Source organism: Pseudomonas sp. PME37.24/006 (assembly GCF_055556635.1).
In genome coordinates, this window is the sequence record NZ_JBVHNL010000002.1 from 1 (window position 1) to 23,828 (window position 23,828).

General features: G+C 62.5%; 21 protein-coding genes. 14 read left to right on the forward strand and 7 right to left on the reverse strand.

What is annotated here, in order from left to right:
• Positions 1–535: 535 nt before the first annotated feature.
• From ACZ3GY_RS05460 to hpxX, 5 genes are all read right to left on the reverse strand, one after another.
• Positions 536–1,276 carry a YciK family oxidoreductase gene (locus ACZ3GY_RS05460; protein WP_465909237.1) on the reverse strand — a complete coding sequence of 247 codons (741 nt, stop codon included), beginning with the start codon at positions 1,274–1,276 and terminating at the stop codon, positions 536–538.
• Between the two features lie 128 nt (positions 1,277–1,404).
• Positions 1,405–2,076: an N-acetylmuramic acid 6-phosphate phosphatase MupP gene (gene mupP / locus ACZ3GY_RS05465; RefSeq protein WP_465909238.1), complete on the reverse strand. Its 672-nt coding sequence runs from the start codon at positions 2,074–2,076 to the stop codon at positions 1,405–1,407.
• Between the two features lie 151 nt (positions 2,077–2,227).
• Positions 2,228–2,611 carry an oxalurate catabolism protein HpxZ gene (hpxZ, locus tag ACZ3GY_RS05470; protein WP_465909239.1) on the reverse strand — a complete coding sequence of 128 codons (384 nt, stop codon included), beginning with the start codon at positions 2,609–2,611 and terminating at the stop codon, positions 2,228–2,230.
• Between the two features lie 4 nt (positions 2,612–2,615).
• Positions 2,616–4,010, reverse strand: coding sequence for an AtzE family amidohydrolase (locus ACZ3GY_RS05475; RefSeq protein ID WP_465909240.1), 1,395 nt, complete (start codon positions 4,008–4,010; stop codon positions 2,616–2,618).
• Positions 4,007–4,195 (reverse strand): oxalurate catabolism protein HpxX, encoded by a 189-nt coding sequence (gene hpxX / locus ACZ3GY_RS05480; RefSeq protein WP_465909241.1) that lies wholly within the window; start codon positions 4,193–4,195, stop codon positions 4,007–4,009. Before hpxX ends, ACZ3GY_RS05475 begins: the two co-directional genes overlap by 4 nt.
• A 152-nt stretch (positions 4,196–4,347) precedes the next feature.
• On the opposite strand from hpxX, the gene ACZ3GY_RS05485 reads away from it, so the two are divergent.
• The 7 genes from ACZ3GY_RS05485 to hpxK all read left to right on the forward strand — a co-directional run bounded on the left by ACZ3GY_RS05485 (position 4,348) and on the right by hpxK (position 10,829).
• A complete protein-coding gene (locus ACZ3GY_RS05485; RefSeq protein WP_465909242.1) occupies positions 4,348–5,187 on the forward strand; it encodes a MurR/RpiR family transcriptional regulator in 840 nt (279 codons plus the stop codon).
• Between the two features lie 262 nt (positions 5,188–5,449).
• The gene (locus ACZ3GY_RS05490) at positions 5,450–6,244 is read left to right on the forward strand and encodes a transporter substrate-binding domain-containing protein (RefSeq protein ID WP_465909243.1); all 795 of its coding nucleotides are present in this window, start codon (positions 5,450–5,452) and stop codon (positions 6,242–6,244) included.
• Positions 6,245–6,254: 10 nt separating this feature from the next.
• Complete coding sequence (locus ACZ3GY_RS05495; protein WP_463565204.1) at positions 6,255–6,920, forward strand: amino acid ABC transporter permease; 666 nt, start codon at positions 6,255–6,257, stop codon at positions 6,918–6,920.
• A complete protein-coding gene (locus ACZ3GY_RS05500) occupies positions 6,920–7,576 on the forward strand; it encodes an amino acid ABC transporter permease (RefSeq protein ID WP_463566281.1) in 657 nt (218 codons plus the stop codon). The genes ACZ3GY_RS05495 and ACZ3GY_RS05500 overlap by 1 nt, the downstream gene beginning before the upstream one ends.
• A complete protein-coding gene (locus ACZ3GY_RS05505; protein ID WP_042554058.1) occupies positions 7,557–8,294 on the forward strand; it encodes an amino acid ABC transporter ATP-binding protein in 738 nt (245 codons plus the stop codon). Before ACZ3GY_RS05500 ends, ACZ3GY_RS05505 begins: the two co-directional genes overlap by 20 nt.
• A 25-nt stretch (positions 8,295–8,319) precedes the next feature.
• Positions 8,320–9,552: a pyridoxal-phosphate-dependent aminotransferase family protein gene (locus ACZ3GY_RS05510; RefSeq protein WP_465909244.1), complete on the forward strand. Its 1,233-nt coding sequence runs from the start codon at positions 8,320–8,322 to the stop codon at positions 9,550–9,552.
• The gene (gene hpxK / locus ACZ3GY_RS05515; protein WP_465909245.1) at positions 9,552–10,829 is read left to right on the forward strand and encodes an allantoate amidohydrolase; all 1,278 of its coding nucleotides are present in this window, start codon (positions 9,552–9,554) and stop codon (positions 10,827–10,829) included. Before ACZ3GY_RS05510 ends, hpxK begins: the two co-directional genes overlap by 1 nt.
• Positions 10,830–10,893: 64 nt before the next feature.
• Here hpxK and ubiG read toward each other — a convergent pair whose 3' ends face one another.
• Together ubiG and ACZ3GY_RS05525 are read right to left on the reverse strand one after the other, a co-directional pair.
• Positions 10,894–11,592 (reverse strand): bifunctional 2-polyprenyl-6-hydroxyphenol methylase/3-demethylubiquinol 3-O-methyltransferase UbiG, encoded by a 699-nt coding sequence (ubiG, locus tag ACZ3GY_RS05520; RefSeq protein WP_465909246.1) that lies wholly within the window; start codon positions 11,590–11,592, stop codon positions 10,894–10,896.
• 115 nt (positions 11,593–11,707) lie between these two features.
• Entirely contained in the window at positions 11,708–13,036 is a 1,329-nt protein-coding gene (locus ACZ3GY_RS05525; RefSeq protein ID WP_465909248.1) for a TRZ/ATZ family hydrolase, read from the reverse strand.
• Between the two features lie 134 nt (positions 13,037–13,170).
• On the opposite strand from ACZ3GY_RS05525, the gene ACZ3GY_RS05530 reads away from it, so the two are divergent.
• From ACZ3GY_RS05530 to cmk, 7 genes are all read left to right on the forward strand, one after another.
• Positions 13,171–14,241, forward strand: a complete 1,071-nt coding sequence (locus tag ACZ3GY_RS05530; protein WP_465909249.1) for a s-methyl-5-thioribose-1-phosphate isomerase — start codon at positions 13,171–13,173, stop codon at positions 14,239–14,241.
• A gap of 223 nt (positions 14,242–14,464) precedes the next feature.
• Positions 14,465–17,284 carry a DNA gyrase subunit A gene (gyrA, locus tag ACZ3GY_RS05535; RefSeq protein ID WP_465909250.1) on the forward strand — a complete coding sequence of 940 codons (2,820 nt, stop codon included), beginning with the start codon at positions 14,465–14,467 and terminating at the stop codon, positions 17,282–17,284.
• A 94-nt stretch (positions 17,285–17,378) separates the two neighbouring features.
• Positions 17,379–18,464: a 3-phosphoserine/phosphohydroxythreonine transaminase gene (gene serC, locus ACZ3GY_RS05540; RefSeq protein ID WP_465909251.1), complete on the forward strand. Its 1,086-nt coding sequence runs from the start codon at positions 17,379–17,381 to the stop codon at positions 18,462–18,464.
• Positions 18,464–19,570 carry a prephenate dehydratase gene (pheA, locus tag ACZ3GY_RS05545; RefSeq protein WP_465909252.1) on the forward strand — a complete coding sequence of 369 codons (1,107 nt, stop codon included), beginning with the start codon at positions 18,464–18,466 and terminating at the stop codon, positions 19,568–19,570. The genes serC and pheA overlap by 1 nt, the downstream gene beginning before the upstream one ends.
• Positions 19,571–19,657: 87 nt before the next feature.
• Positions 19,658–20,767, forward strand: a complete 1,110-nt coding sequence (gene hisC, locus ACZ3GY_RS05550; protein ID WP_465909254.1) for a histidinol-phosphate transaminase — start codon at positions 19,658–19,660, stop codon at positions 20,765–20,767.
• Entirely contained in the window at positions 20,764–23,004 is a 2,241-nt protein-coding gene (locus tag ACZ3GY_RS05555) for a bifunctional prephenate dehydrogenase/3-phosphoshikimate 1-carboxyvinyltransferase (protein ID WP_465909255.1), read from the forward strand. Before hisC ends, ACZ3GY_RS05555 begins: the two co-directional genes overlap by 4 nt.
• Positions 23,001–23,690, forward strand: coding sequence for a (d)CMP kinase (gene cmk / locus ACZ3GY_RS05560; RefSeq protein WP_463565194.1), 690 nt, complete (start codon positions 23,001–23,003; stop codon positions 23,688–23,690). Before ACZ3GY_RS05555 ends, cmk begins: the two co-directional genes overlap by 4 nt.
• Positions 23,691–23,828: the final 138 nt, after the last annotated feature.

Consider the following 23,828-nt stretch of genomic DNA (forward strand, 5'->3'; position numbering starts at 1 on the left):
AGAGTAGGTCATCGTCAAGCTTCTACTAGAAACCCCAGATCTCGACAGAGGTCTGGGGTTTCGTCTTTGCGGCGCAGGAAAAAGACCGCTGCAGCAGGTCGAGCGTAGGAGTCGGCGAGCCACGGGCACGAGCTTCGCCGGCAAGCCGGCTCCTACAACGATTGATTGCACAGCGAGGCTTGAGCTTTGATGGGCATCCTGGGTATCGCTTCGCTCAACTCAGGCTACGGAAGACGCAACCCTATGGCCTTGGCGTGGTGGTGGCCCGTGGTGGAAGGATGGAGCGTCTTCCACCCTACGCATGTCCTGAAGTGCTTCTGTTGCCTGGGTTAGGAAAGCGTAACCTAGGCTGCAGATTTGGGGAGCAGGGCTGTTCAAGCCCGTTCCCACAAGAGTCTCCCTGTAAACAAAGACCAGACGTAGCTGGGTTGAGCGCAGCGATATCAGGGGAGTAGGTATAACCCCTTCTACCTGAAGCGCCGTGTACCGCCTCGAAGGCTGCACACGTGTTCTTGAAGCACGGTTCGCTTTCGCGCTATTGCGCGTCGAAAGCCTGGCCATTGATGCCCTTGCTATCGGGGCCCATCAGGTACAGATAGACCGGCATGATGGCCTCGGGCAGCGGTTTGCTTTCCGGGTTCTCGCCCGGGTAAGCCTGAGCGCGCATGTCTGTGCGGGTACCGCCCGGATTGATGCTGTTGGCGCGAATCGCGGTTATGCCGTCGACCTCGTCAGCCATCACCTGCATCAGTCCTTCAGTGGCGAACTTGGATACAGCATAGGCGCCCCAGTACGCCCGACCCTTGCGGCCCACGCTGCTGGAGGTGAACACCACCGAGGCATCGGTAGACAGCTTGAGCAACGGCAACAGAGTGCTGGTCAGCATGAACATCGCGTTGACGTTGACCTGCATGACGCGCATGAAATTCTCGCCGGACAACTGCTCCAGCGGCGTACGCGGGCCGATGATCGAGGCGTTGTGCAGCAGGCCGTCGAGTTTGCCGAACTCCTTCTCGACCATGGCCGCCAGCTCGTCGTACTGATGCGGCAGGGCGCTTTCCAGATCGAATGGTATGACCACCGGTTTTGCATGGCATGCCTGCTCGATGGCATCGTAGGTGCGCGCCAGGTTGTCTTCGCTCTTGCCGAGCAGCAGTACGGTGGCGCCATGAGCCGCATAGGTACGCGCCGCCGCTGCGCCAATTCCACGTCCTGCTCCGGTGACCAAAATCACACGATCCTTGAGCAAGTCAGGGCGGGCGCTGTAATCGAACATGGCGGGAGTCCTTCAGATTTCTGGTTGTAAGTTGGCGGACAGAAGACTCGCCGACGGTGCGGCGGGCTCATCCTAAACAACGGCGGGTGATTGGCTGCTGATCGCGATCAATGAAACGCCTTGCGCTGTCAGCAGCTACACAATGCCTGATCGAGCACTTTGCGCAGTTCCAATGGGTGATCGACCACCACGTCCGCTCCCCAGTGACGTGGGTTGTCGTCTGGGTGGATATAGCCGTAGGTCACCGCTGCGGTCTTGGTGCCGGCGTCGCGGCCGGACTCGATGTCGCGCAGGTCGTCGCCGACGAACAGTACGCTGGCCGGATCCAGCTTGAGGGTCGAGCAGGCGAGAATCATCGGCTCGGGATCCGGCTTGCTGCGAGTCACGTGATCAGGGCAGATGAGTATCGAGGAGCGTTCGGCCAGCCCGAGGCGTTGCATGATCGGCTCGGCGAAGCGCAGGGGCTTGTTGGTCACCACGCCCCAGATCAGCTTGGCGCGCTCGATATCTTCGAGCAATGTCTCGATGCCGTCGTAGGGACGGGTAAACACAGCGCAGTGATCCTGATAGCGCTCGAGAAACTCCAAGCGCAGCGCTTCGAAGCCGTCACTGGCAGGGTCGATGTCGAATGCATTGAGGATCATTGCGCGGGCGCCGCCCGAAACGTGATCGCGAATCAGCTTTTCATTCACCGGCGGCAGCCCGCGCTCGGCGCGCATGGTCTGGCAGATGGCGATGAAGTCCGGCGCGCTGTCGAGCAGCGTGCCATCCATGTCGAAAAGAACCGCGCGCAAGCGCATCAGGCCTCCTTGGGGATTCGAGTTTAGCGTTGAGGTGTTGCCCGCGTGGCATGAGGCAACAGGATAAAGCCGCATGTTGCCAGTTTCCGAAGCCTGATTGGGCTGCACAGTCACTCCCACTGTATGTCACTTTGTCGCAGCGTGCAGCCGGTCAGCTCATCAGGCTGACCTGCGCGGCCACGATGCGCCAGTTGCCGTCCAGCTTCACCCAGCTCTGCTGTTGGCGCCCGATCCTGTCGCTGCCTTCACGGGTGAACTCGGTGCTGCACACCGCGAAGTTGTCGCCGTAGGTGGTGATGACCGTGCTCCTCAGTTCGCGGTACAGCCCTGCCGCTGGCCGCGCAGCGCGAAACTCGCGGATTTCGCTGATGCCGTAGAGGTTCTCACCAGCGCCGAGGCGTACCGTGCGTTCGTCGTGCCAGAACAGCTCATCCAGCACGTCGATATCGTTGCCGGTCAGGGCTTTCTCGTAGCGCTGGAAGGCATGGGTGACCTCGGCCAGAACGTCAGGCAGATCTATCTGTTCAGTATTCATCGAGTCACTCCAGGTTGGCAGGTGCGGCGTGGGCGATGCCCATGCGCTCGAGCGCGCTGGCGGCACGCAGGCAAGCTTCTTCCTTGAACGGGGCGGCGATCAGTTGCACGCCGATCGGCAGGCCACTGGCAGTACGCAGCGGTACGCTGACCACCGGCAGGCCCAGGAAGGAGATCGGTTGAGCCAGCATGCCCATGTTGGCGCGGGTCGGCAGGTCGGTACCGTTGATACGCATGGTTTCCTGGCCGATCGGTGTCGCGCTGGTCGGTGTCGCCGGTGCGATCAACACATCGACGCCATCGAACAGCGGCAGTACCTGCTGCCGGAAATGGCGGCGGAAGCGTTGCGCCTGCACATACCAGGCAGCGGGAATCATCGCGCCGGCCAGCAGGCGCTCCCGTGACAGCGGCTCGAAGGACTCCGGCGAGCTGCGCAGCGCCGGCAGGTAGCTGTTGCCACCTTCCGATGCGCTGATGATGAACGCCGAGGTACGTGCCAGTTCGGCCTCTGCGAGGATGACTTCTTCGCTGGCGTTGAGGGCCTTGGCTACCTGGGCCACGGCATCGCGAGCGCTGTCGTCGCACCACTGCTGGAAGTAACCACCCAACACGCCGAAGCGCAGGCCGTCCAGATCGCGGTTCAGCAGCGCTGATACTGGCTGGCGATCCTGCGTGGCCTGAAAGCCGTCTTGCGGGTCATGGCCTTGCAGCACGTCGTAAACCTCGGCCAGATCGCGGCTGCTGCGTGCCAGCGGGCCGATGTGGTCGAGGCTGCCCACGAACGGGTGTGAGCCGCTGCGCGACAAGCGGCCGAAGGTGGGCTTCAGCCCGAATATCCCGCACAGCGAGGCCGGTACGCGGATGGAGCCGTTGGTGTCGCTGCCCAGTGAGAAATTCACCAGTCCGGCCGCGACGGCGGCTGCCGAGCCGCCGGAAGAGCCGCCCGCGATGCGGTAGAGATCGTGGGGGTTGCGGGTTGCGCCGAAGTGGGTGTTTTCCGTGGTGAAGCCATAGGCGTAGGCATCCATGTTCAGCATGCCTGACAGCAGGCCGCCGCTGGCTGCCAACTGGCGTACCGCCCAGGCGTCGACAGTTGCTGCTGGGCGACTCTGGAACAGGCGCGCTCCGGCCAGAGTCGGGAAGCCTGCCAAGTCGAACAGGTTCTTCACCGCGTAGGGCACAGCCGCCAGGGCGGGCAGGGGCGAGCCCTGGCGACGCAGACGGTCGAGGGCGTCTGCTTCGTCTTTCATACGTTGCTGGGTGATTTGCGTCCAGGCGTTGATCGCCGGGTTGTGTCGTTCGATAGCCTGCAGGCTGTGTTCGGCAATTTCACGAGCGCTGATCTCGCCAGACGCCAGGGCAGCGCGCAACTGGGCAATCGATAAGATTGCTGGATTCATGCTTTGTAGACTCCCGCGACTTCCAGTCGGTCGTCGAGCGGGTAGTCCATCAGCGGCTTGGCCATCGCCGCGATACGGTTGAACTGGGTGAGCAATTCGTGACGGCGGGCATCGTCCAATTCGAGGGCCAGAACCTGCTCCATCTGCGCGACGTACGCTGCCCAGTCGGGCGTGATCTGTGTCATGGTGATCTCCTCTCGGAGGCGGCGGCGCAGCCTCCGGGCGCGGGTTGACGAGGGTCTGCCTTCAGCATCGGTGATAGTAAACGGCGACTTCAAGCAGGCAGGTGACTTCCTATATCATCGGCTGAATGAAACGAAAGTTACAAGGCGCCACCATGAATCAACTCGATGAACGTCTGCGCAGCCATTATTCGCAGCTCGCTCCACAGGAGCAGCGAATCGCTGACTTCGTGCTCGACCATTACGACGATCTGGTCAGCTACAACAGCGCCGAACTGGCTCGCCTGGCCGGCGTCTCCAAGGCGACCGTGAGCCGGCTGTTCAAGCGCCTGGGCTATGAAAAGTACAAGGACATGCGCGAGGAGCAGCGCACGCTGCGCCAGAGTGGCATGCCGGTCGCAGACAGCCGCGATGTGGTGCAGGGCAATACCTTGCTGGCCCGTCATTACAAGCAGGAGATGGCCAACCTCACTCAGTGGGTGAGCGCTATCGATGCCGCGCAGTTCACCGAAGTGGTGCAGGCGCTGGGCAGCAGCAGGCGGGTTTTCGTCGTCGGCATGCGTAACGCCTTTCCCGTGGCGCTGCACCTGCGTCAGCAACTGCTGCAAATCCGGAGTGGCGTTCAGGTGCTGCCCCAGCCTGGGCAGACGCTGTCTGAGGAGTTGGTGGATCTGACCGCCGAGGATATGGTGGTGGTGCTGGCCTTCCGGCGCCGTCCGCGGATAATCCGCCCGCTGCTGCAGGCCCTGCAGTTGCAGCAGGTTCCGACACTGGTCATCTGCGAGCCGCAGGCCCAAGCGATCATCGAGCTGGCCCGGTGGCAGCTGTGCACGCCGCTGGACAGCGTGTCGGCCTTCGATAGCTACGCGGGTGCCAACAGCCTGATCAACCTGCTGGTCAATGCCGTGCTGCACGAGCAATTGACCGAGGGGCGGCAGAGAATTCATCAGATTGCCGCACTTTATGGGCGACTTGATGAACTGGAACAGCGCTAGCGCCCTTTACTGGTGCGTTAAATCGATTCGGGCGCCGTTTTGGCGCCCTTTTTTGTGGCGCATCTCTGGCGAGGAAGGCATTCTGTTTGCTCGTTACTCGTCGACCTCACTACGGCTTATCTCCTCACAAAGCACGTCATGCGCGGCTTTATCTGCAGAAGTAGGGATGAGCGTAGAAAAAATCGACAGCCTGAAACGCCGTGGCACGTTGGTTGCAGAATCATGGATAACGAATCTTTCGTTTCATGGCTGACGTTAACGGGTGACGAAAATGAAGAAAGGATTGATCGCGATACTGGCTGCCGGTCTGCTGCTGACTCAGGCCACCACTGCGCTGGCGGATCAGCTGCAGGAGATCGAGAAGCGCGGTGTGATCCGCATTGCCGTACCGCAGGATTTCCCACCCTTCGGTTCCGTGGGCACCGATCTGCAGCCCCAGGGCTATGACATCGACATGGCCAAGTATCTGGCCAAGGAAATGAAACTTAAGTTGCAACTGGTGCCGGTGACTAGCGCCAACCGTGTTCCGTATCTGCAGACCAACAAGGTCGATCTGGTTATCTCGAGCCTTGGCAAGAATGCCGAGCGCGAACAGGTGATCGATTTCAGCGTCGCCTACGCGCCGTTCTTTCTCGGTGTCTTCGGCGCCAAGGACAAGGCCCTGCAGAATGCCGAGGAGCTCGCTGGCAAATCGATCGGCGTCACCCGTGGAGCCGTCGAGGACATGGTGCTGACCGAGGTGGCACCGAGCGGTGCACAGGTCAAACGCTACGAAGACAACAACACCACCTTGTCCGCGTATCTCTCCGGGCAGGTCGAGTTCGTTGCCACCGGCAACCTGGTGGTTGCCGCCATCGAGCGTCAGAACGCCGATCGGGCGCCCGTCGCCAAATTCATGCTCAAGGATTCGCCTTGCTACATCGGCCTGCGCAAAGGCGAAGCCGCGCTGAAGGCCAAGGTCGACGCGCTGATCGAGCAGGCCAAGACCGATGGCACGCTCAACGGTCTGTCCGAAGAGTGGCTGAAGGCGCCGCTGCCGGCGAACCTGGGCGCATAAGGATTTCGCGATGATGGCGCAGCTGAATTTTTCTGCCCTGTGGCCCTACTGGCCGGAGTTGCTTTCCGGCCTCTGGGTGACCATCCAGCTCACGGTGATGGCGACCGTGGGCGGCGTGGCCCTGGGCATCCTGGGCGCTGCACTGCGCAGCGGCCGTCCGAGCATTCTCAGCCGCGTGTGGGGCGTCTATGTCGAGCTGATCCGCAACACGCCGTTCGTGGTGCAGCTGTTCTTCATTGTCTTCGGCTTGCCGGCCCTGGGTTTGAAACTGACGGCGGGCGAGGCTGCGCTGCTGGCCATGTTGATCAATCTGGGGGCTTACAGCACCGAGATCATCCGCGCCGGCATCCAGGTCACGCCCCGTGGGCAGTGGGAGGCGGGGCGCGTATTGGGGCTGAGTCGTACGCAGACCTTCGTTCAGGTGGTCTTGCCGCCGTCGCTCAAGCGCATTTATCCGGCACTGGTCAGCCAGTGCATCATCGTCATGCTCGGCTCGTCGGTGGTTTCCCAGGTGTCCCATGAGGAGCTGACCTTCGCCGCCAACCTGATCCAGTCACGCACCTTCCTGAGCTTCGAGGTCTATCTGGTGACCACGTTGATGTACCTGGCGCTGTCCATCGCGATGCGTCAGCTGTTGCTGGCTGCCGGCCGCAAATGGTTTGGAGATCAGCCATGATGACCACCTTCACTGACTGGGACATCCTGCGCAATCTGCTGCTGGCCGCGCGCTGGACCGTTCTGCTGTCCCTCACTGCGTTCATCGGCGGCACACTGGTGGCCATTCCGCTGGTTATGGCGCGCTTGTCCAAGCGGGTCTGGCCGCACTGGCTGATTCGCGGCTACACCGAGCTGTTTCAGGGTACGCCGCTGCTGATGCAGCTGTTCCTGGCGTTCTTCGGCGTGGCACTGCTAGGCATCGACGTATCGCCCTGGACGGCTGCCTCGGTGGCGCTGACGCTTTATACCAGTGCATTTCTGGTGGACATCTGGCACGGCAGCATCCGCGCGCTGCCCAAGGGCCAGTGGGAAGCCTGTCGCTGCCTGGGGCTGGATTTCGGCCAGACCCTGTTTCGCGTCATCCTGCCCCAGGCGCTGCGCATCGGTATCGCGCCGACTGTGGGCTTCGCCGTGCAGGTTGTGAAGGGCACGGCACTGGCGTCGATCATCGGTTTCGTCGAGCTGACCAAGGCCGGCACCATTCTCAACAACGTCACCTACGAGCCTTTCAAGGTGTTCGGTCTGGTGGCGCTGGGCTACTTCCTCATGTGTTATCCGCTGTCGCGTTACAGCCAGTATCTGGAGAAGAAATTCAATGCCGCTCATCACCATTGATCAGGTACAGAAGTACTACGGCGACAACCACGTACTCAAAGGTGTCGATCTCGATATCGAGGTCGGTGAGGTGGTGTCGATCATTGGCCGCAGCGGCTCGGGGAAAAGCACCTTGCTGCGCTGCATCAACGGTCTCGAAGGTTATCAGGATGGCAGCATCAAGCTCGGCGGCATGACCGTCACCGACCGTGACTCCCAGGCGCGGGAGATCAGCCGCTCGGTCGGCATGGTGTTCCAGAACTTCAACCTGTTTCCGCACATGACCGCTCGTGAGAACGTCATGCTGGCGCCACGTCGGGTGCTGAAGAAGAGCGATGCCGAGTGCCGCGAACTGGCCGCGCAGATGCTGGAAAAGGTCGGCCTGGGCGATCGCATGGACTATTACCCGGCCAACCTCTCCGGCGGCCAGCAGCAGCGGGTCGCCATCGCCCGTGCGCTGGCCATGTCGCCCAAGGTGCTGCTGTGCGACGAGATCACTTCGGCCCTCGATCCCGAGCTGGTCGGCGAAGTGCTCAAGGTGCTGGAGCAACTGGCGAAGGAGGGCATGACGCTGATTCTGGTCACCCACGAAATGAACTTCGCCCAGGAAGTTGGCGACCGCGTGGTGTTCATGCACCAGGGCCGCGTGTGGGAGCAGGGCCCCAGCCGCGAGCTGTTCGCCAATCCGCAGAGCGCCGAACTCAAGCAATTCATTTCGTCCGTGCGTGGACTGAACTGAGCGTCACTAGAACGAGAAATCCCAGATGAACACGACTTTCCTGCCAGTGAATCCGCCCCAGCGTCTGTTGATGGGGCCGGGCCCGATCAATGCCGATCCCCGTGTGCTGCGCGCCATGTCCAGCCAACTGATCGGCCAGTACGACCCGGCCATGACCCACTACATGAACGAGGTGATGGCGCTGTATCGCGGCGTCTTTCGTACCGCCAACGCCGCTACTCTGCTGATCGACGGCACCTCGCGCGCAGGCATCGAGGCCATTCTGGTCTCGGCGATTCGCCCTGGCGACAAGGTGCTGGTGCCGGTGTTCGGTCGCTTCGGCCACCTGCTCTGTGAAATCGCCCGGCGTTGCCGTGCCGATGTTCACACCATCGAGGTGCCTTGGGGGGAGGTGTTCACCCCGCAGCAAATCGAGGATGCGATCAAGCAGGTGAAGCCGCGTCTGCTGCTGACCGTGCAGGGCGACACCTCGACCACCATGCTGCAGCCATTGGCCGAGCTGGGCGACATTTGCCGGCGCCACGGCGTGCTGTTCTATACCGACGCCACCGCGTCGCTGGGTGGCAACCTGCTGGAAACCGATGCCTGGGGCCTGGATGCCGTGTCCGCCGGTCTGCAGAAGTGCCTTGGCGGGCCATCCGGCACCGCGCCGATCACGCTCAGCGAGCGCATGGTGGAGGTGATTCGTCGCCGCGCCTGCGTGGAGGCCGGCATCCGTACCGCTGCCCATCAGGACGGCGACGACGAGATGATCTACTCCAACTATTTCGACCTCGGCATGATCCTCGATTACTGGGGCCCCGAGCGCCTCAACCATCACACCGAAGCCACCTCGGCGCTGTTCGGTGCCCGCGAGTGCGCACGGGTGATTGGCGAGGAAGGTCTGGGGGTGGGGATCGCCCGCCACAAGCTGCATGGCGATGCCCTGCTCAAGGGCATCCAGGGTATGGGCCTGGAGACCTTCGGCAACCTCGAATACAAGATGAACAACGTCCTTGGCGTGGTGATTCCCGAGGCGGTCAATGGCGACCAGGTGCGCAAGCTGATGCTCGAGGACTTCGGTATCGAGATCGGTACTTCGTTCGGGCCGCTGGCTGGCAAGGTCTGGCGCATCGGCACCATGGGCTACAACGCCCGCAAGGACTGCGTGATGCAGACCCTCAGCGCCCTGGAGGCGGTACTCAACCGCCTCGGCCTGCGTACGACCCAGGGCACTGCAATGCAGGCGGCCTGGGATCACTACAGCGAGCGCTGCTGATGAGCGCCCTGGAAAAGCTGGCGGCAAGCAGCGCGGGTGCTCGGGTCATGGCGCGTTGCGACGAGCTGGCGGCGGTCAGCGAGTCTGCCGATTGCCTGACCCGTGTGTACCTGTCGACAGAACACCTGCGTGCCAACGCGCTGGTGGGCGAGTGGATGCAGGCAGCCGGCATGCGCGTCTGGCAGGACGCCGTTGGCAATATCTGCGGGCGCTACGAAGGCCAGAGTGCTGGCGCGCAGGCGTTGTTGCTCGGCTCGCACCTGGATACCGTGCGCAACGCCGGTCGCTACGACGGCATGCTCGGCGTGGTCGCTGCCATCGAGACCGTGCAGCACTTTCATGACCGCGGCATACGTCTGCCGCTGGCTATCGAGATCGTCGGTTTCGCCGATGAGGAGGGCACGCGCTTCGGCATCACGCTGCTAGGTAGCCGCGGCCTGACCGGCAGCTGGCCGCAAGGCTGGGTCGACCAGACCGATGCCAATGGCGTCAGCGTCGCTCAGGCGATGACCGCTGTCGGCCTGGATGCGGCGCGGATCCACAGTGCGGCCCGGAAAGCGGATGACTTCGCCGCCTATCTGGAACTGCATATCGAGCAGGGCCCGTGCCTGGAACGTGAACAGCTGGCGCTGGGCGTGGTGACGGCCATCAATGGTGCGCGCCGCCTGAATTGCCGCTTCGTCGGTATGGCCGGGCATGCCGGTACCGTGCCGATGAGTCACCGCAAGGATGCCTTGGCCGCTGCGGCGCAGTGGATGGTCTACATCGAAGCGCAGACCATGCAGCGCGATCCGCAGTTGGTGGCCACGGTGGGCACCCTGCAATGCCAACCGGGGGCGGTCAACGTGATTCCCGGTGAGGTCGCCCTGACCCTGGACGTGCGTGGCCCGCAGGATCAGGCATTGGCAGATTTGCTCGACGACCTGTTGAAGCATGGTGAGGCGATTGCCCGGCAGCGCGGGCTGCAGTTCGATGCCAGCCAGTACTACGGCATACCGGCGACCCGTTGCGACGAGGCCATGCAGGCTTCCCTGGCGCGGGTATTGACCGAGGTTCAGGGGCGCAGCCTGTCGCTGCCCAGTGGTGCAGGCCATGACGCGATCGCCATGGCCGAGCATTGGCCGGTCGGCATGCTGTTCGTACGTTGTGCGGGAGGTGTCAGCCATCATCCGGCTGAAGCCGTCGAGGTGGGCGATGTGGCCCTGGCGATTCAGGCGTGCGTGGATTGGGTTCAGGCGTTGGCGATAGAGCCGCCGCTGGCCAAGTCGGTCGAATGAGCGCAGGGCGTTGAGGTCAGCCAGCGTACGGCCCGAGTGGGCGTGCGCTGGCGGCCCGGCAAAATCAATCTGCCTTGCTGGTGTGCACCATGTAGTTGACGTCTACATCGTTGGCCAGCTTGTAGTGCTTGGTCAGCGGGTTGTAGGTCAGGCCGATGATGTCCTTGACCTGCAGGCCGGCGTCGCGGCTCCAGGCGCCCAGTTCCGATGGGCGGATGAATTTCTTGAAGTCATGGGTGCCGCGCGGCAGCAGGCGCAGAATGTATTCGGCGCCGATCACTGCGAACAGGTAGGCCTTCGGGTTGCGGTTGATGGTGGAGAAGAACACCTGGCCGCCGGGCTTGACCAGTTTGTGGCAGGCGCGAATCACTGACGATGGGTTAGGTACGTGCTCGAGCATTTCCAGGCAGGTGACCACGTCGAACTGGCCGGGCATCTCTTCTGCCATTGCCTCGGCGGTGATCTGCCGGTAATCGACTTCCACGCCTGATTCCAGCTGATGCAAGCGGGCCACCGCCAGCGGCGCTTCGCCCATGTCGATGCCGGTCACCGTGGCGCCACGTTGAGCCATGGCTTCACTGAGAATGCCGCCACCGCAGCCAACGTCGAGTACCTTCTTGCCTGCCAGCCCGGCGCGCTCGTCAATCCAGTTGACCCGCAGCGGGTTGATCTCGTGCAAGGGCTTGAACTCGCTTTCCTTGTCCCACCAGCGATGGGCGAGGGCTTCGAATTTGGCGATTTCAGCTTGGTCGACGTTGCTCATGGTTTTCCCTGAATAAAGCGAATGCGTATGACATGACGCGCAGTGCGTGCATGTTGCCAGCTTTGCTCGGCGCGCTGCTGGCCTCTGATGTGTGACAGTTTGCCGTAGTTTGCGCTCAATGGGTCTGACGCCCGGCTATTTTCGCTCCCCACTGCCGTGTGGTGGCGATGATTCGTTCTTCGTCCAGGCGCGTCAGTCTGCGGTCTTCGAGCAGCGGCTTGCCGGCGACCCAGAGGTGCTCGACGCAGTCTCGGGAGGTGGCGTAGATCAACTGCGACACGGGATCGTAGACCGGTTGCTGGGCCAGGCCGCGCAGGTCGAAGGCGACGATATCGGCGGCTTTGCCGAGCTCCAGTGAGCCGATCTCGGCATCCAGGCCCAGGGCGCGGGCGCCATTGAGGGTCGCCATGCGCAGTGCACGGTGGGCGTCCAGGGCGCTGGCCGAGCCGGCTACCGCCTTGGCCAGCAGAGCGGCAGTTCGGGTTTCGCCGAGCAGATCGAGGTCATTGTTGCTGGCTGCACCGTCGGTGCCGATGGCGACATTGACGCCGGCCTGCCAGAGCTTCTCGACCGGGCAGAAGCCGCTGGCCAGCTTGAGGTTGGATTCCGGGCAGTGGATCACGCTGCTGTTGGTGGCGACCAGCAGGGCAATATCGTCATCGTCGATCTGGGTCATGTGTACGGCCTGGAACCGTGGGCCGAGCAGGCCCAGGCGGTGAAGCCTGGCCAGCGGGCGTTCGCCATGGTGCTCGAGGCTCTGCTGCACTTCGAAGGCGGTTTCGTGCACGTGCATATGAATGCCGGCATCCAGTTCTTCGGCGAGGATGCGCAGCTTCTCGAGGTTCGCGTCGCTGACGGTGTACGGCGCGTGAGGGCCGAAGGCAACGCTCAGGCGCGAGTGGTGCTTCATTTCATCGAACAGCGTTACGCCCTTGCGCATCGCCTCGTCGGCGTCACGGGCGCCGGGGATGGCGAAGTCCAGTACCGGGATGCTGATCTGTGCGCGCATGCCGCTGGCGTGCACTCGTTCGCAGGCCATCTCCGGGAAGAAATACATATCAGCGAAACAGCTGATACCGCTCTTTATCTGCTCGGCAATCGCCAGCTCGGTGCCATCCTGAACGAACTGCTCATCGACCCACTTGGCTTCTGCCGGCCAGATGTGTTTTTCCAGCCAAGTCATCAGTGGTAAGTCATCGGCCAGGCCGCGAAACAGCGTCATCGCTGCATGGCCGTGGGCGTTGACCAGGCCAGGGGTCAGCAGGCGCCCGGGCAGCTCGCGGATTTCCGTGGCGCCGCGCCGCAAGGCCTCGGCACGTGGCGCGATCAGCGCGATCTTGCCGTCGCGAATGCCCAGGCCATGATCATGCAGTACCACGCCCGCAGGCTCGACCGGCACCAGCCAGGTGGGCAGCAGCAAAAGGTCGAGCGGGGCGTCGGCCATGGGTGGGTTCCGTCAATGAAAACGTCGAGTCTATAGAGGAATGTCCCGGTCTTGAAGGTGCCCGGCGCTCTGCGCGGGTGCGGCTGGCCTCTGCTGCGGCGTATACTGGCCGGCTTTCGAGGATGGAGTGGGTAATGCGCGAGCGTTTGCTGGCTGCCGAGCAGGTCGTGGGCTTTGTCTGGCGCGAGGGTGCTCTGCATGTTCTCGATCAACGCCGCCTGCCTGGTGAGCAGGTCTGGCATGCCTGCCATTCGGTCTCTGCCGTGGTCGAGATGCTGGCTGGTGGCGCGGTGCAGGGTGCTTCTGCCATGGCCATTTGCAGTGCCTATGCCCTGGTGCTGGGCGCTCGCCAGCGCGCCGATGAAGGGGGCGACTGGCACGCCGGGCTGCAGGTCGATGTTCAGCGCCTCGCTGGCGCGGGCCTGAATGCCCTCGACTGCCAGCGTCTAGTGCAGCAGATGCGCGATCGGCTGGCGCGCGCGCGGCCTGCTGCGGAGCCGCTGCAGGTGCTCGAAGACGAGGCCCACGGCATCCATCAGCGTGATCGCGAGGCCAGCCTGGTGATGGCGCAGCTGGGCGTGGAGCTTATTCGCGGCTTTCAGGGCAACTCCCAGAACCTACTCAGCATTGGCTGCGCAGGGGCGATGAGCAGCGGTGGTTTCGGTACGGCGCTGGCGGTGATCCGTGGCGCTCAGCTCGAAGGTCTGCTGGAGCGCTGTTACCTGGGTGAAAGTCGGCCATTGCTGCAGGGCGCTCGGCTGGCGGCCTGGGAGCTGCGCGAAGAGGGCATCGCCGTAGTGCTCAGTGCGGATGCCGCGCTGGCCCATCTCATGAAAGAGCGCGGCATCACCTGGGCCATCGTCGGTGCCGAGCGGATTGCCGCCAACGGAGACGTCCTTGCGCTGATTGGCACCTATCAACTGGCGGTGGCTGCCATGCATCACGGCGTGCGGCTGATGGTGGTGGCACCCAGTGGCGTCATCGACCTGCAGGCCGAGAGCGGCGAAGAGTCTTTTCACGAGCTCGGCCATGCGCCGCTTGCCTATCCGCAGAGCGATCAGGTGGCCGGTGTGGACGAGGTGGAGCCGCGTTTCGACGTGACACCCGCCGATCTAGTGGATTTCCTGGTGACCGAGAAGGGCGTGATCGAGCGTCCGGACGCCGCCAAGATCGCCCAATTGATGTCTCGCAAGCGCCTGCACTGATCCCCTGGCTTCATGCGCCTTCAGGGATAGGTGCGAGGCATGCTTTGTGGTAAGCTCCGGCAGTTTTCAGGGGCACCGCCAGCGGTCGCCGTCACCGTTCGAATACATGGCATAACGTATTGATTTGCCGTGAGTCGTTGCTGGCCTGATGCCATAGCAACGCGCTCTGCCCCAATCCATATGGAGGGGTGGAATTTCACCAGAAAAAGGAACCAGGCTACTCATGGGCGAACTGGCCAAAGAAATCCTCCCGGTCAACATCGAAGACGAACTGAAGCAGTCCTACCTCGACTACGCGATGAGCGTGATCGTCGGGCGTGCCTTGCCGGATGCACGCGATGGCTTGAAGCCCGTGCACCGTCGGGTGCTGTTCGCTATGAGCGAGCTGGGTAACGACTGGAACAAGGCGTACAAGAAATCCGCCCGTGTGGTCGGTGACGTGATCGGTAAATATCACCCGCACGGTGATACCGCCGTTTACGACACCATCGTCCGTATGGCTCAGCCATTCTCGCTGCGTTACCTGCTGGTCGATGGCCAGGGTAACTTCGGTTCCGTGGACGGCGACAACGCCGCGGCCATGCGATACACCGAAGTGCGCATGACCAAGCTGGCCCACGAGCTGCTGGCCGACCTGCACAAGGAAACCGTCGACTGGGTACCCAACTACGACGGTACCGAGCAGATCCCAGCGGTCATGCCGACCAAGATCCCCAACCTGCTGGTCAACGGTTCCAGCGGTATCGCCGTGGGCATGGCGACCAACATCCCGCCGCACAACCTGAGTGAAGTCATCGACGGCTGCCTGGCGCTGATCGACAACCCGGAGCTGACGGTCGATGACCTGATGCAGTACATCCCCGGCCCAGACTTCCCGACTGCGGCAATCATCAACGGTCGCGCTGGCATCATCGAGGCGTATCGTACTGGCCGTGGGCGCATCTATATCCGTGCGCGTGCCGAGATCGAAGATATCGACAAGGTTGGCGGTCGTCAGCAGATCGTCGTCACCGAACTGCCGTATCAGTTGAACAAAGCGCGCCTGATCGAGAAGATCGCCGAGCTGGTTAAAGAGAAGAAAATCGAAGGCATCACTGAGCTGCGCGACGAGTCCGACAAGGACGGTATGCGCGTGGTCATCGAGTTGCGCCGTGGCGAAGTGCCTGAGGTGATTCTCAATAATCTCTACGCCCAGACCCAGATGCAGAGCGTGTTCGGCATCAACGTGGTGGCACTGATCGACGGCCAGCCGAAGATCCTCAACCTCAAGGACATGCTTGACGCCTTCGTCCTGCACCGTCGTGAAGTGGTGACCAGGCGCACCGTGTTCGAGCTGCGTAAAGCGCGTGAGCGTGGCCATATCCTTGAAGGTCAGGCCGTCGCGCTGTCCAACATCGATCCGGTCATCGCCTTGATCAAGGCCTCGCCGACGCCTTCCGAAGCCAAGGAAGCACTGATCTCCACTGCGTGGGAGTCAACCGCCGTGGAAGCCATGGTCGAGCGCGCTGGCGCCGACTCCTGCCGCCCGGAGACCCTCGAGCCGCAGTTCGGTCTGCGCGACGGCAAGTATTACCTGTCGCCGGAACAGGCCCAGGCCATTCTAGACCTGCGCCTGCACCGCCTGACCGGCCTGGAGCACGAGAAGCTGCTGGCCGAATACCAGGAAATTCTCACCCAGATCGGCGAGCTGATCCGCATCCTCACCAGCGCTGTACGCCTGATGGAAGTGATTCGTGAGGAGCTGGAAGCGGTCAAGGCCGAGTTCGGCGACAAGCGCCGTACCGAGATCCTCGATTCGCGTCTGGACCTGACCCTCGGCGACATGATTCCCGAAGAAGAGCGTGTAGTGACCATTTCCCGTGGTGGCTATGCCAAGACCCAGCCACTGACCTCGTACCAGGCGCAGCGCCGCGGCGGCAAGGGCAAGTCGGCGACCGGCATCAAGGATGAGGACTACATCGCTCACCTGCTGGTTGCCAACAGCCACGCCACGCTGCTGCTGTTCTCCAGCAAGGGCAAGGTGTACTGGCTCAAGACTTACGAAATTCCCGAAGCGTCCCGTGCCGCTCGCGGTCGCCCACTGGTCAACCTGCTGCCGCTGGACGAAGGTGAGTACATCACCACCATGCTGCAGATCGACCTCGAAGCTCTGCAACAGCAGAGCGGTGGCGCCGATGACGAGCTGGATGACGGCGATGATGCGGTGATCGAAGGCGAAGTGGTCGAGGCCGAAGAAGTCGCTGAAGTGGGCGAGATCGAGGAAGTCGAAGGCGAGACCGCCGAGCTGGTGGCCGAGCCGACGGGTGCCTACATCTTTATGGCCACCGCTTTCGGTACTGTGAAGAAGACCCCGCTGGTGCAGTTCAGCCGCCCACGCTCCAACGGCTTGATTGCGCTGAAGCTGAAAGAAGGTGACACCCTGATCGCAGCCGCCATTACTGACGGCGCCAAGGAAGTCATGCTGTTCTCCAGTGCCGGCAAGGTGATCCGCTTCGCCGAAGGCGTGGTGCGCGTCATGGGGCGTGGCGCCCGCGGTATTCGCGGTATGCGTATCGGCAAGGATCAGAGTCTGATCTCCATGCTGATTCCCGAGTCCGGCGCACAGATCCTCACTGCCTCCGAGCGCGGCTTCGGCAAGCGCACCGCGCTGAGCAAGTTCCCGCGTCGCGGTCGTGGCGGCCAGGGTGTGATCGGTATGATCACCAAGGAGCGTAACGGCAAGCTGATCGGCGCCATCCAGGTGCAGGACGGCGAAGAAATCATGCTGATTTCCGACCAGGGCACTCTGGTGCGAACCCGCGTCGACGAAGTCTCCAGTTCCGGCCGTAACACCCAGGGTGTGACCCTGATCAAGCTGGCCAAGGACGAGAAGCTGGTTGGCTTGGAGCGCGTGCAGGAGCCGTCCGAAGAGGATATCGAAGAGGCGCTGGACGAAGAGGGCAATCCTATCGTCGTCGCCGAAACCGATGAAGCCGATGACGCCGTTGTTGGCGAAGAGCCAGCAGCAGAGGGCGACGAGCAAGGGGAAGAGCGCGACGCGTAAGCGCGCCGCTTTGCCTGCAGCACCACGGTGCTGCAGGCAGCATTTCGCCAGATAGATGTAGTGCTGTAACCAGACAGTCAAGCGAGAGTGAATTGTGAGCAAGCGAGCCTTTAACTTCTGCGCCGGCCCGGCCGCGCTTCCCGAAGCCGTTCTGCTGCGTGCCCAGGCCGAACTTCTCGACTGGCAGGGCAAAGGCCTGTCCGTCATGGAGATGAGCCACCGCAGCGACGAATACACGGCCATCGCTGAAAAGGCCGAGCAGGATCTGCGCGATCTGCTGACCATTCCCTCCGATTACAAAGTACTGTTCCTGCAAGGTGGGGCCAGCCAGCAATTTGCGGAAATCCCGCTCAATCTGCTGCCTGAAGACGGTACCGCCGATTACATCGATACCGGCATCTGGTCGAAGAAGAGCATCGAGGAAGCCCGCCGCTACGGCAACGTCAACGTCGCTGCCAGCGCCAAGGCCTACGATTACTTCGCCATTCCCGGGCAGAACGAGTGGCAGCTGTCCAAGGACGCCGCCTACCTGCATTACGCCAGCAACGAAACCATCGGCGGCCTGCAGTTCGACTGGATTCCCGAGACCGGCGACGTGCCGCTGGTGGTCGACATGTCGTCCGATATCCTTTCGCGTGAAATCGATATCTCCAAGTTCGGCCTGATCTACGCCGGTGCCCAGAAGAACATCGGCCCCAGCGGCCTGGTGGTGGCGATCATTCGTGAAGACCTGCTCGGCCGTGCGCGCAGCGCCTGCCCGACCATGCTCAATTACAAGATCGCTGCCGACAACGGCTCGATGTACAACACGCCGGCGACCTTCTCCTGGTACCTGTCCGGCCTGGTGTTCGAGTGGCTGAAAGAGCAGGGCGGTGTGGCTGCCATGGAACAGCGCAACAAGGCCAAGAAGGAGCTGCTGTACGGCGTGATCGACGCCAGCGAGTTTTACAGCAACCCGATTGCCAGCAATGCCCGTTCGTGGATGAACGTGCCGTTCCGTCTGGCTGATGAGCGTCTGGACAAGCCATTCCTGGCCGGTGCCGACGCCCGTGGTCTGCTCAACCTCAAGGGCCACCGTTCGGTGGGTGGCATGCGTGCCTCCATCTATAACGCCGTGGGCCTGGATGCTGTCGAGGCGCTGGTCGCTTACATGGCGGAGTTCGAGAAGGAGCACGGCTGATGACGGATGTAGCCTCGGATCAGGCATTGCAGGCTCTGCGCGTACGTATCGACAACCTCGATGAGAAAATTCTCGAGCTGATCAGTGATCGCGCGCGTTGTGCCGAAGAAGTGGCGCGCGTGAAGATGGCGGCTTTGCCGGTCGGCGAAGTGCCGGTGTTCTATCGTCCCGAGCGTGAAGCGCAGGTGCTCAAACGGGTCATGGAGCGCAATCGGGGTCCGCTGGGCAACGAGGAAATGGCGCGACTGTTCCGCGAGATCATGTCCTCGTGCCTGGCTCTGGAGAATCCGCTGAAAGTCGCTTACCTGGGGCCGGAAGGCACTTTCTCTCAGGCCGCGGCGATGAAGCATTTCGGTCACGCGGTGATCAGCCAGCCGATGGCCGCCATCGATGAAGTATTCCGCGAAGTGGTGGCCGGTGCGGTCAACTTCGGTGTCGTGCCGGTGGAGAACTCCACCGAAGGTGCGGTCAACCACACCCTCGACAGCTTCCTCGAACACGACCTGGTGATCTGTGGCGAAGTGGAGCTGCGTATCCACCATCATTTGCTGGTCGGCGACGCCACCAAGACCGACCGGATTACCCGCATCTATTCCCATGCCCAATCTCTGGCGCAGTGTCGTAAGTGGTTGGATGCGCATTATCCGAACGTCGAGCGCGTGGCGGTTTCCAGCAACGCCGATGCCGCGCGCCGAGTGAAGAGTGAATGGAATTCGGCGGCCATTGCTGGTGATATGGCTGCCAATCTGTACGACCTGACCCGGCTTGCCGAGAAGATCGAGGATCGCCCGGATAACTCCACGCGCTTCCTGATCATCGGCAACCAGGAAGTCCCGCCGACGGGCGACGACAAGACTTCGGTGATCGTCTCCATGCGCAACAAGCCGGGCGCACTGCACGAGTTGTTGGTGCCATTCCATCAGAACGGTATCGACCTGACACGCATCGAAACCCGCCCGTCGCGCAGTGGCAAGTGGACCTATGCCTTTTTCATCGATTTCGTCGGCCACCACCGCGACCCGCTGATCAAGGACGTGCTGGAAAAAATCAATCAGGAAGCCGTGGCGCTCAAAGTGCTGGGCTCCTACCCGAAAGCGGTACTTTAAATGGCAGCGGCAAGCTGCAAGCCACGCGCTGCAAGTTGAGCGGCATCTGGCTTGCGACTTGTCGCCCGTAGCTTGAGGCTTGTAGCTATGTCTTGTGATTTCATCGCCCTGGCCCAGCCAGGTGTGCAGAAGCTTTCCCCTTACGTGCCAGGCAAGCCGGTCGATGAGTTGGCCCGCGAGCTGAGCATGGATCCCGCCAGCATCGTCAAGCTGGCCAGCAACGAGAACCCGCTCGGCCCAAGCCCGAAGGCGCTGGCTGCAATTCGTGCTGAACTGGACGAGCTGACTCGCTACCCCGACGGTAATGGCTTCACCCTGAAGACCCTACTGGCCGAGCGCTGTGGCGTTTCCACGGCTCAGGTCACCCTGGGTAACGGCTCCAACGACATCCTCGAACTGGTCGCCCGCGCGTACCTGGCTCCCGGTCTGAATGCCGTGTTCAGCGAGCACGCGTTCGCCGTGTACCCGATCGCCACGCAGGCCGTCGGTGCCCAGAGTAAGGTGGTGCCGGCCAAAGCGTTCGGTCATGACCTGCTGGCTATGCTGGCGGCCATCGATGCCAATACTCGTGTAGTGTTCATCGCCAACCCCAATAACCCGACCGGTACCTGGTTCAGCACTCAGGCGTTGCGCGACTTCCTCGCCGGCGTTCCAGAAAACGTGCTTGTGGTGCTGGACGAGGCTTACATCGAATATGCGGATGGCGACGAGCTTCCCAACGGCCTCGACTTCCTCGCTGGTCACCCCAATCTGCTGGTCTCGCGCACTTTCTCCAAGGCCTACGGCCTGGCGTCGCTGCGCGTTGGTTACGGCCTTAGTTCGGCCCAGGTCGCCGATGTGCTGAACCGTGTGCGTCAACCGTTCAACGTCAACAGCTTCGCGCTGGCCGCCGCCTGTGCAGCGTTCGACGATACCGACTACCTGGCGCGCAGCCGTGAAATCAACGCCGCAGGCATGCTGCAACTGCAGGAAGGTTGCCGCGAGCTGGGTTTGGGCTGGATTCCGTCCAAGGCCAATTTCCTGGCCATCGACTTTGGCCGTGATACCGCTGCGATCAATCAGGGGCTGCTGCGTGAAGGTGTGATCGTGCGGCCGGTCGCCGGCTACGGCATGCCCAACCACCTGCGCGTGTCCATCGGCCTGCCGGCTGAGAACGCCCGCTTCCTGGAAGCGCTGCGCAAGGTGCTGAACGCGTGATCGAACGCAATACGCCGGTGACCGGGTTGCTGGTCGAGCGCCTGGTTGTGGTGGGGCTTGGCCTGATCGGTGGTTCCTTCGCCAAGGGCCTGCGCGCCCGCGGTGTGTGTCGTGAGGTGGTTGGCGTCGATCTTGATCCGCAGGCTCGCCGCATGGCTGTCGAGCTGGGCGTGGTCGACCGTTGCGAGGAGCAGTTGGCTGCCGCTTGTCAGGGTGCGGACGTGATCATGCTGGCGGTCCCTATCCTGGCCATGGAGCGCTTGCTCGGCGAGTTGGCCAAGCTGGATCTGGGCGATGCCGTGCTGACCGACGCCGGTAGCGCCAAAGGCAATGTGGTGCGTGCTGCAGACGCGGTTTTCGGTGGTGTGCCGGCGCGCTTCGTGCCGGGCCATCCGATTGCCGGCTCCGAGCAGAGTGGCGTCGAGGCAGCCAACGGCGAGCTGTTCAAGCGTCACAAGGTGATCCTCACGCCGCTGGCGCAGACTGATGCGCTGGCCCTGCAACGGGTCGATCAGTTGTGGCGCGAGCTGGGGGCTGACGTCGAGCACATGCAGGTCGAACATCACGATCAGGTACTCGCCGCCACTAGCCACTTGCCGCATCTGCTGGCCTTTGGTCTGGTCGACTCGCTGGCTAAACGCAACGAGAATCTGGAAATTTTCCGCTACGCTGCCGGCGGCTTCCGCGATTTCACGAGAATCGCCGGCAGTGATCCGGTCATGTGGCATGACATCTTCCTCGCCAACCGCGAGGCGGTGCTGCGCACTCTGGATGTATTTCGCGACGACCTCGACGCCTTGCGCGACGCGGTCGACGCAGGGGACGGGCATCATCTGCTGGGCGTATTCACTCGCGCCCGTGTGGCCCGCGAACATTTCAGCAAAATACTGGCCCGTCGGGCCTATGTGGACGCTATGCACTCGAACGATCTGGTTTTCCTGGCTAATCCTGGTGGCAATGTCCGTGGGCGTATCCGCGTTCCAGGCGACAAGTCCATCTCCCACCGCTCGATCATGCTCGGCTCGCTGGCCGAAGGCACTACCGAAGTCGAAGGCTTTCTCGAGGGCGAAGACGCCCTGGCGACCCTGCAAGCGTTCCGCGACATGGGCGTGGTCATCGAAGGGCCGCACCATGGCCGCGTGACCGTCCATGGCGTTGGCCTGCACGGCCTGAAGGCGCCGCCCGGCCCGATCTACGTGGGCAACTCCGGCACCTCCATGCGTCTGCTGTCCGGCCTGCTGGCGGGTCAGCCATTCGACGTGACCATGACCGGTGATGCGTCGCTGTCCAAGCGTCCGATGAATCGCGTGGCCAATCCGCTGCGTGAAATGGGCGCCGTGGTCGAAACCGCCCCGGACGGTCGTCCGCCACTGACCATCCGTGGTGGTCAGAAGCTCAAGGCGCTGACCTACACCCTGCCGATGGCCAGTGCTCAGGTTAAATCCTGCCTGCTGCTGGCTGGCCTGTACGCCGAGGGCGTGACCACTGTCACCGAGCCGGCGCCGACCCGTGATCACACCGAGCGCATGCTGCGCGGCTTCGGTTACGCCGTCGAGTCCAACGGGCCGGTGGCTTCCCTGCAGGCCGGTGGCAAACTCACCGCCACGCGCATCGAAGTGCCTGCGGACATTTCCTCGGCAGCGTTCTTCCTGGTGGCAGCTTCCATTGCCCCGGATGCTGAACTGGTGCTCGAGCATGTCGGCATCAACCCAACCCGTACTGGCGTCATCGACATCCTGCGTCTGATGGGTGGCGACATCGCCCTGGAAAACCAGCGTGAAGTCGGCGGCGAGCCGGTTGCGGATCTGCGTGTGCGTGGTGCCAAGCTCAAGGGTATCGAGATTCCCGAAGAGCTGGTGCCATTGGCCATCGACGAATTCCCGGTGCTGTTCGTGGCTGCTGCCTGCGCCGAAGGCCGTACCATCCTGCGTGGCGCCGAAGAGCTGCGAGTCAAGGAATCCGACCGCATCCAGGTCATGGCCGACGGCCTGATCAGCCTGGGCGTGAAGTGCGAGCCGACCCCGGATGGCATCATCATCGAGGGTGGTCAGATCGGTGGCGGCGTGGTGCACAGCCATGGCGATCACCGTATCGCGATGGCCTTCAGTGTCGCTTCGCTGCGCGCCACGGCGCCAATCCATATCCACGACTGCGCCAACGTCGCCACCTCGTTTCCCAACTTCCTCGCCCTGGCCGAACAGGTTGGCATGCGCGTGGCAGTGGAGGGGCAGCAATGAGCCTCAATGCACCGATCATCACTATCGATGGGCCGAGTGGCTCGGGCAAGGGCACGGTTGCCGGCCTGTTGGCCAAGCAACTGGGCTGGAACCTGCTGGATTCCGGCGCGCTGTATCGCCTGCTGGCGTTCTCCGCGCGCAACCATGGCGTCGATCTGAGCAACGAAGAGTCGCTGAAGCTGCTGGCCGCGCACCTCGACGTGCAGTTCCTCGCGGCCGGTGATGGCAAGCCGCAGCGCATCATCCTCGAAGGCGAGGAGGTGACCGACGCCATCCGTAACGAGCAGATCGGTGCCGGTGCGTCCCAGGTCGCGGCACTGCCAGCGGTGCGCGATGCGCTGCTGCAGCGTCAGCGCGCCTTCAACGAAGCGCCGGGCCTGGTGGCCGATGGTCGTGACATGGGCACCGTGGTGTTTCCAGAGGCGCCGCTGAAGGTTTTCCTGACCGCCAGCGCCGAGGAGCGTGCCAATCGACGTTACCTGCAGTTGAAGGCGAAGGGCGATGATGTTAACCTCGCGAGTCTTCTTGATGAGATTCGGGCGCGCGATGAGCGCGATACCCAGCGTGCGGTGGCTCCGCTCAAGCCGGCAGCCGACGCGATCCAGCTGGATTCCACTGAATTGTCCATCGAGCAGGTGCTTGAAAAAATTCTGAGCGAAGTCGCCAATCGCGACCTCGCCGGTTGAAAAGAGCCATTTTCGGCTCGCAGGGGAGGCATACGGGGATACCAGTCCTAGTCCCGTAGGCCTTCTTTTATATGAATAAACCCGCATTGTCTGGAATGCGGAGCAGGGCGAATCCCCGCCCGATCCAACAGGAATCAA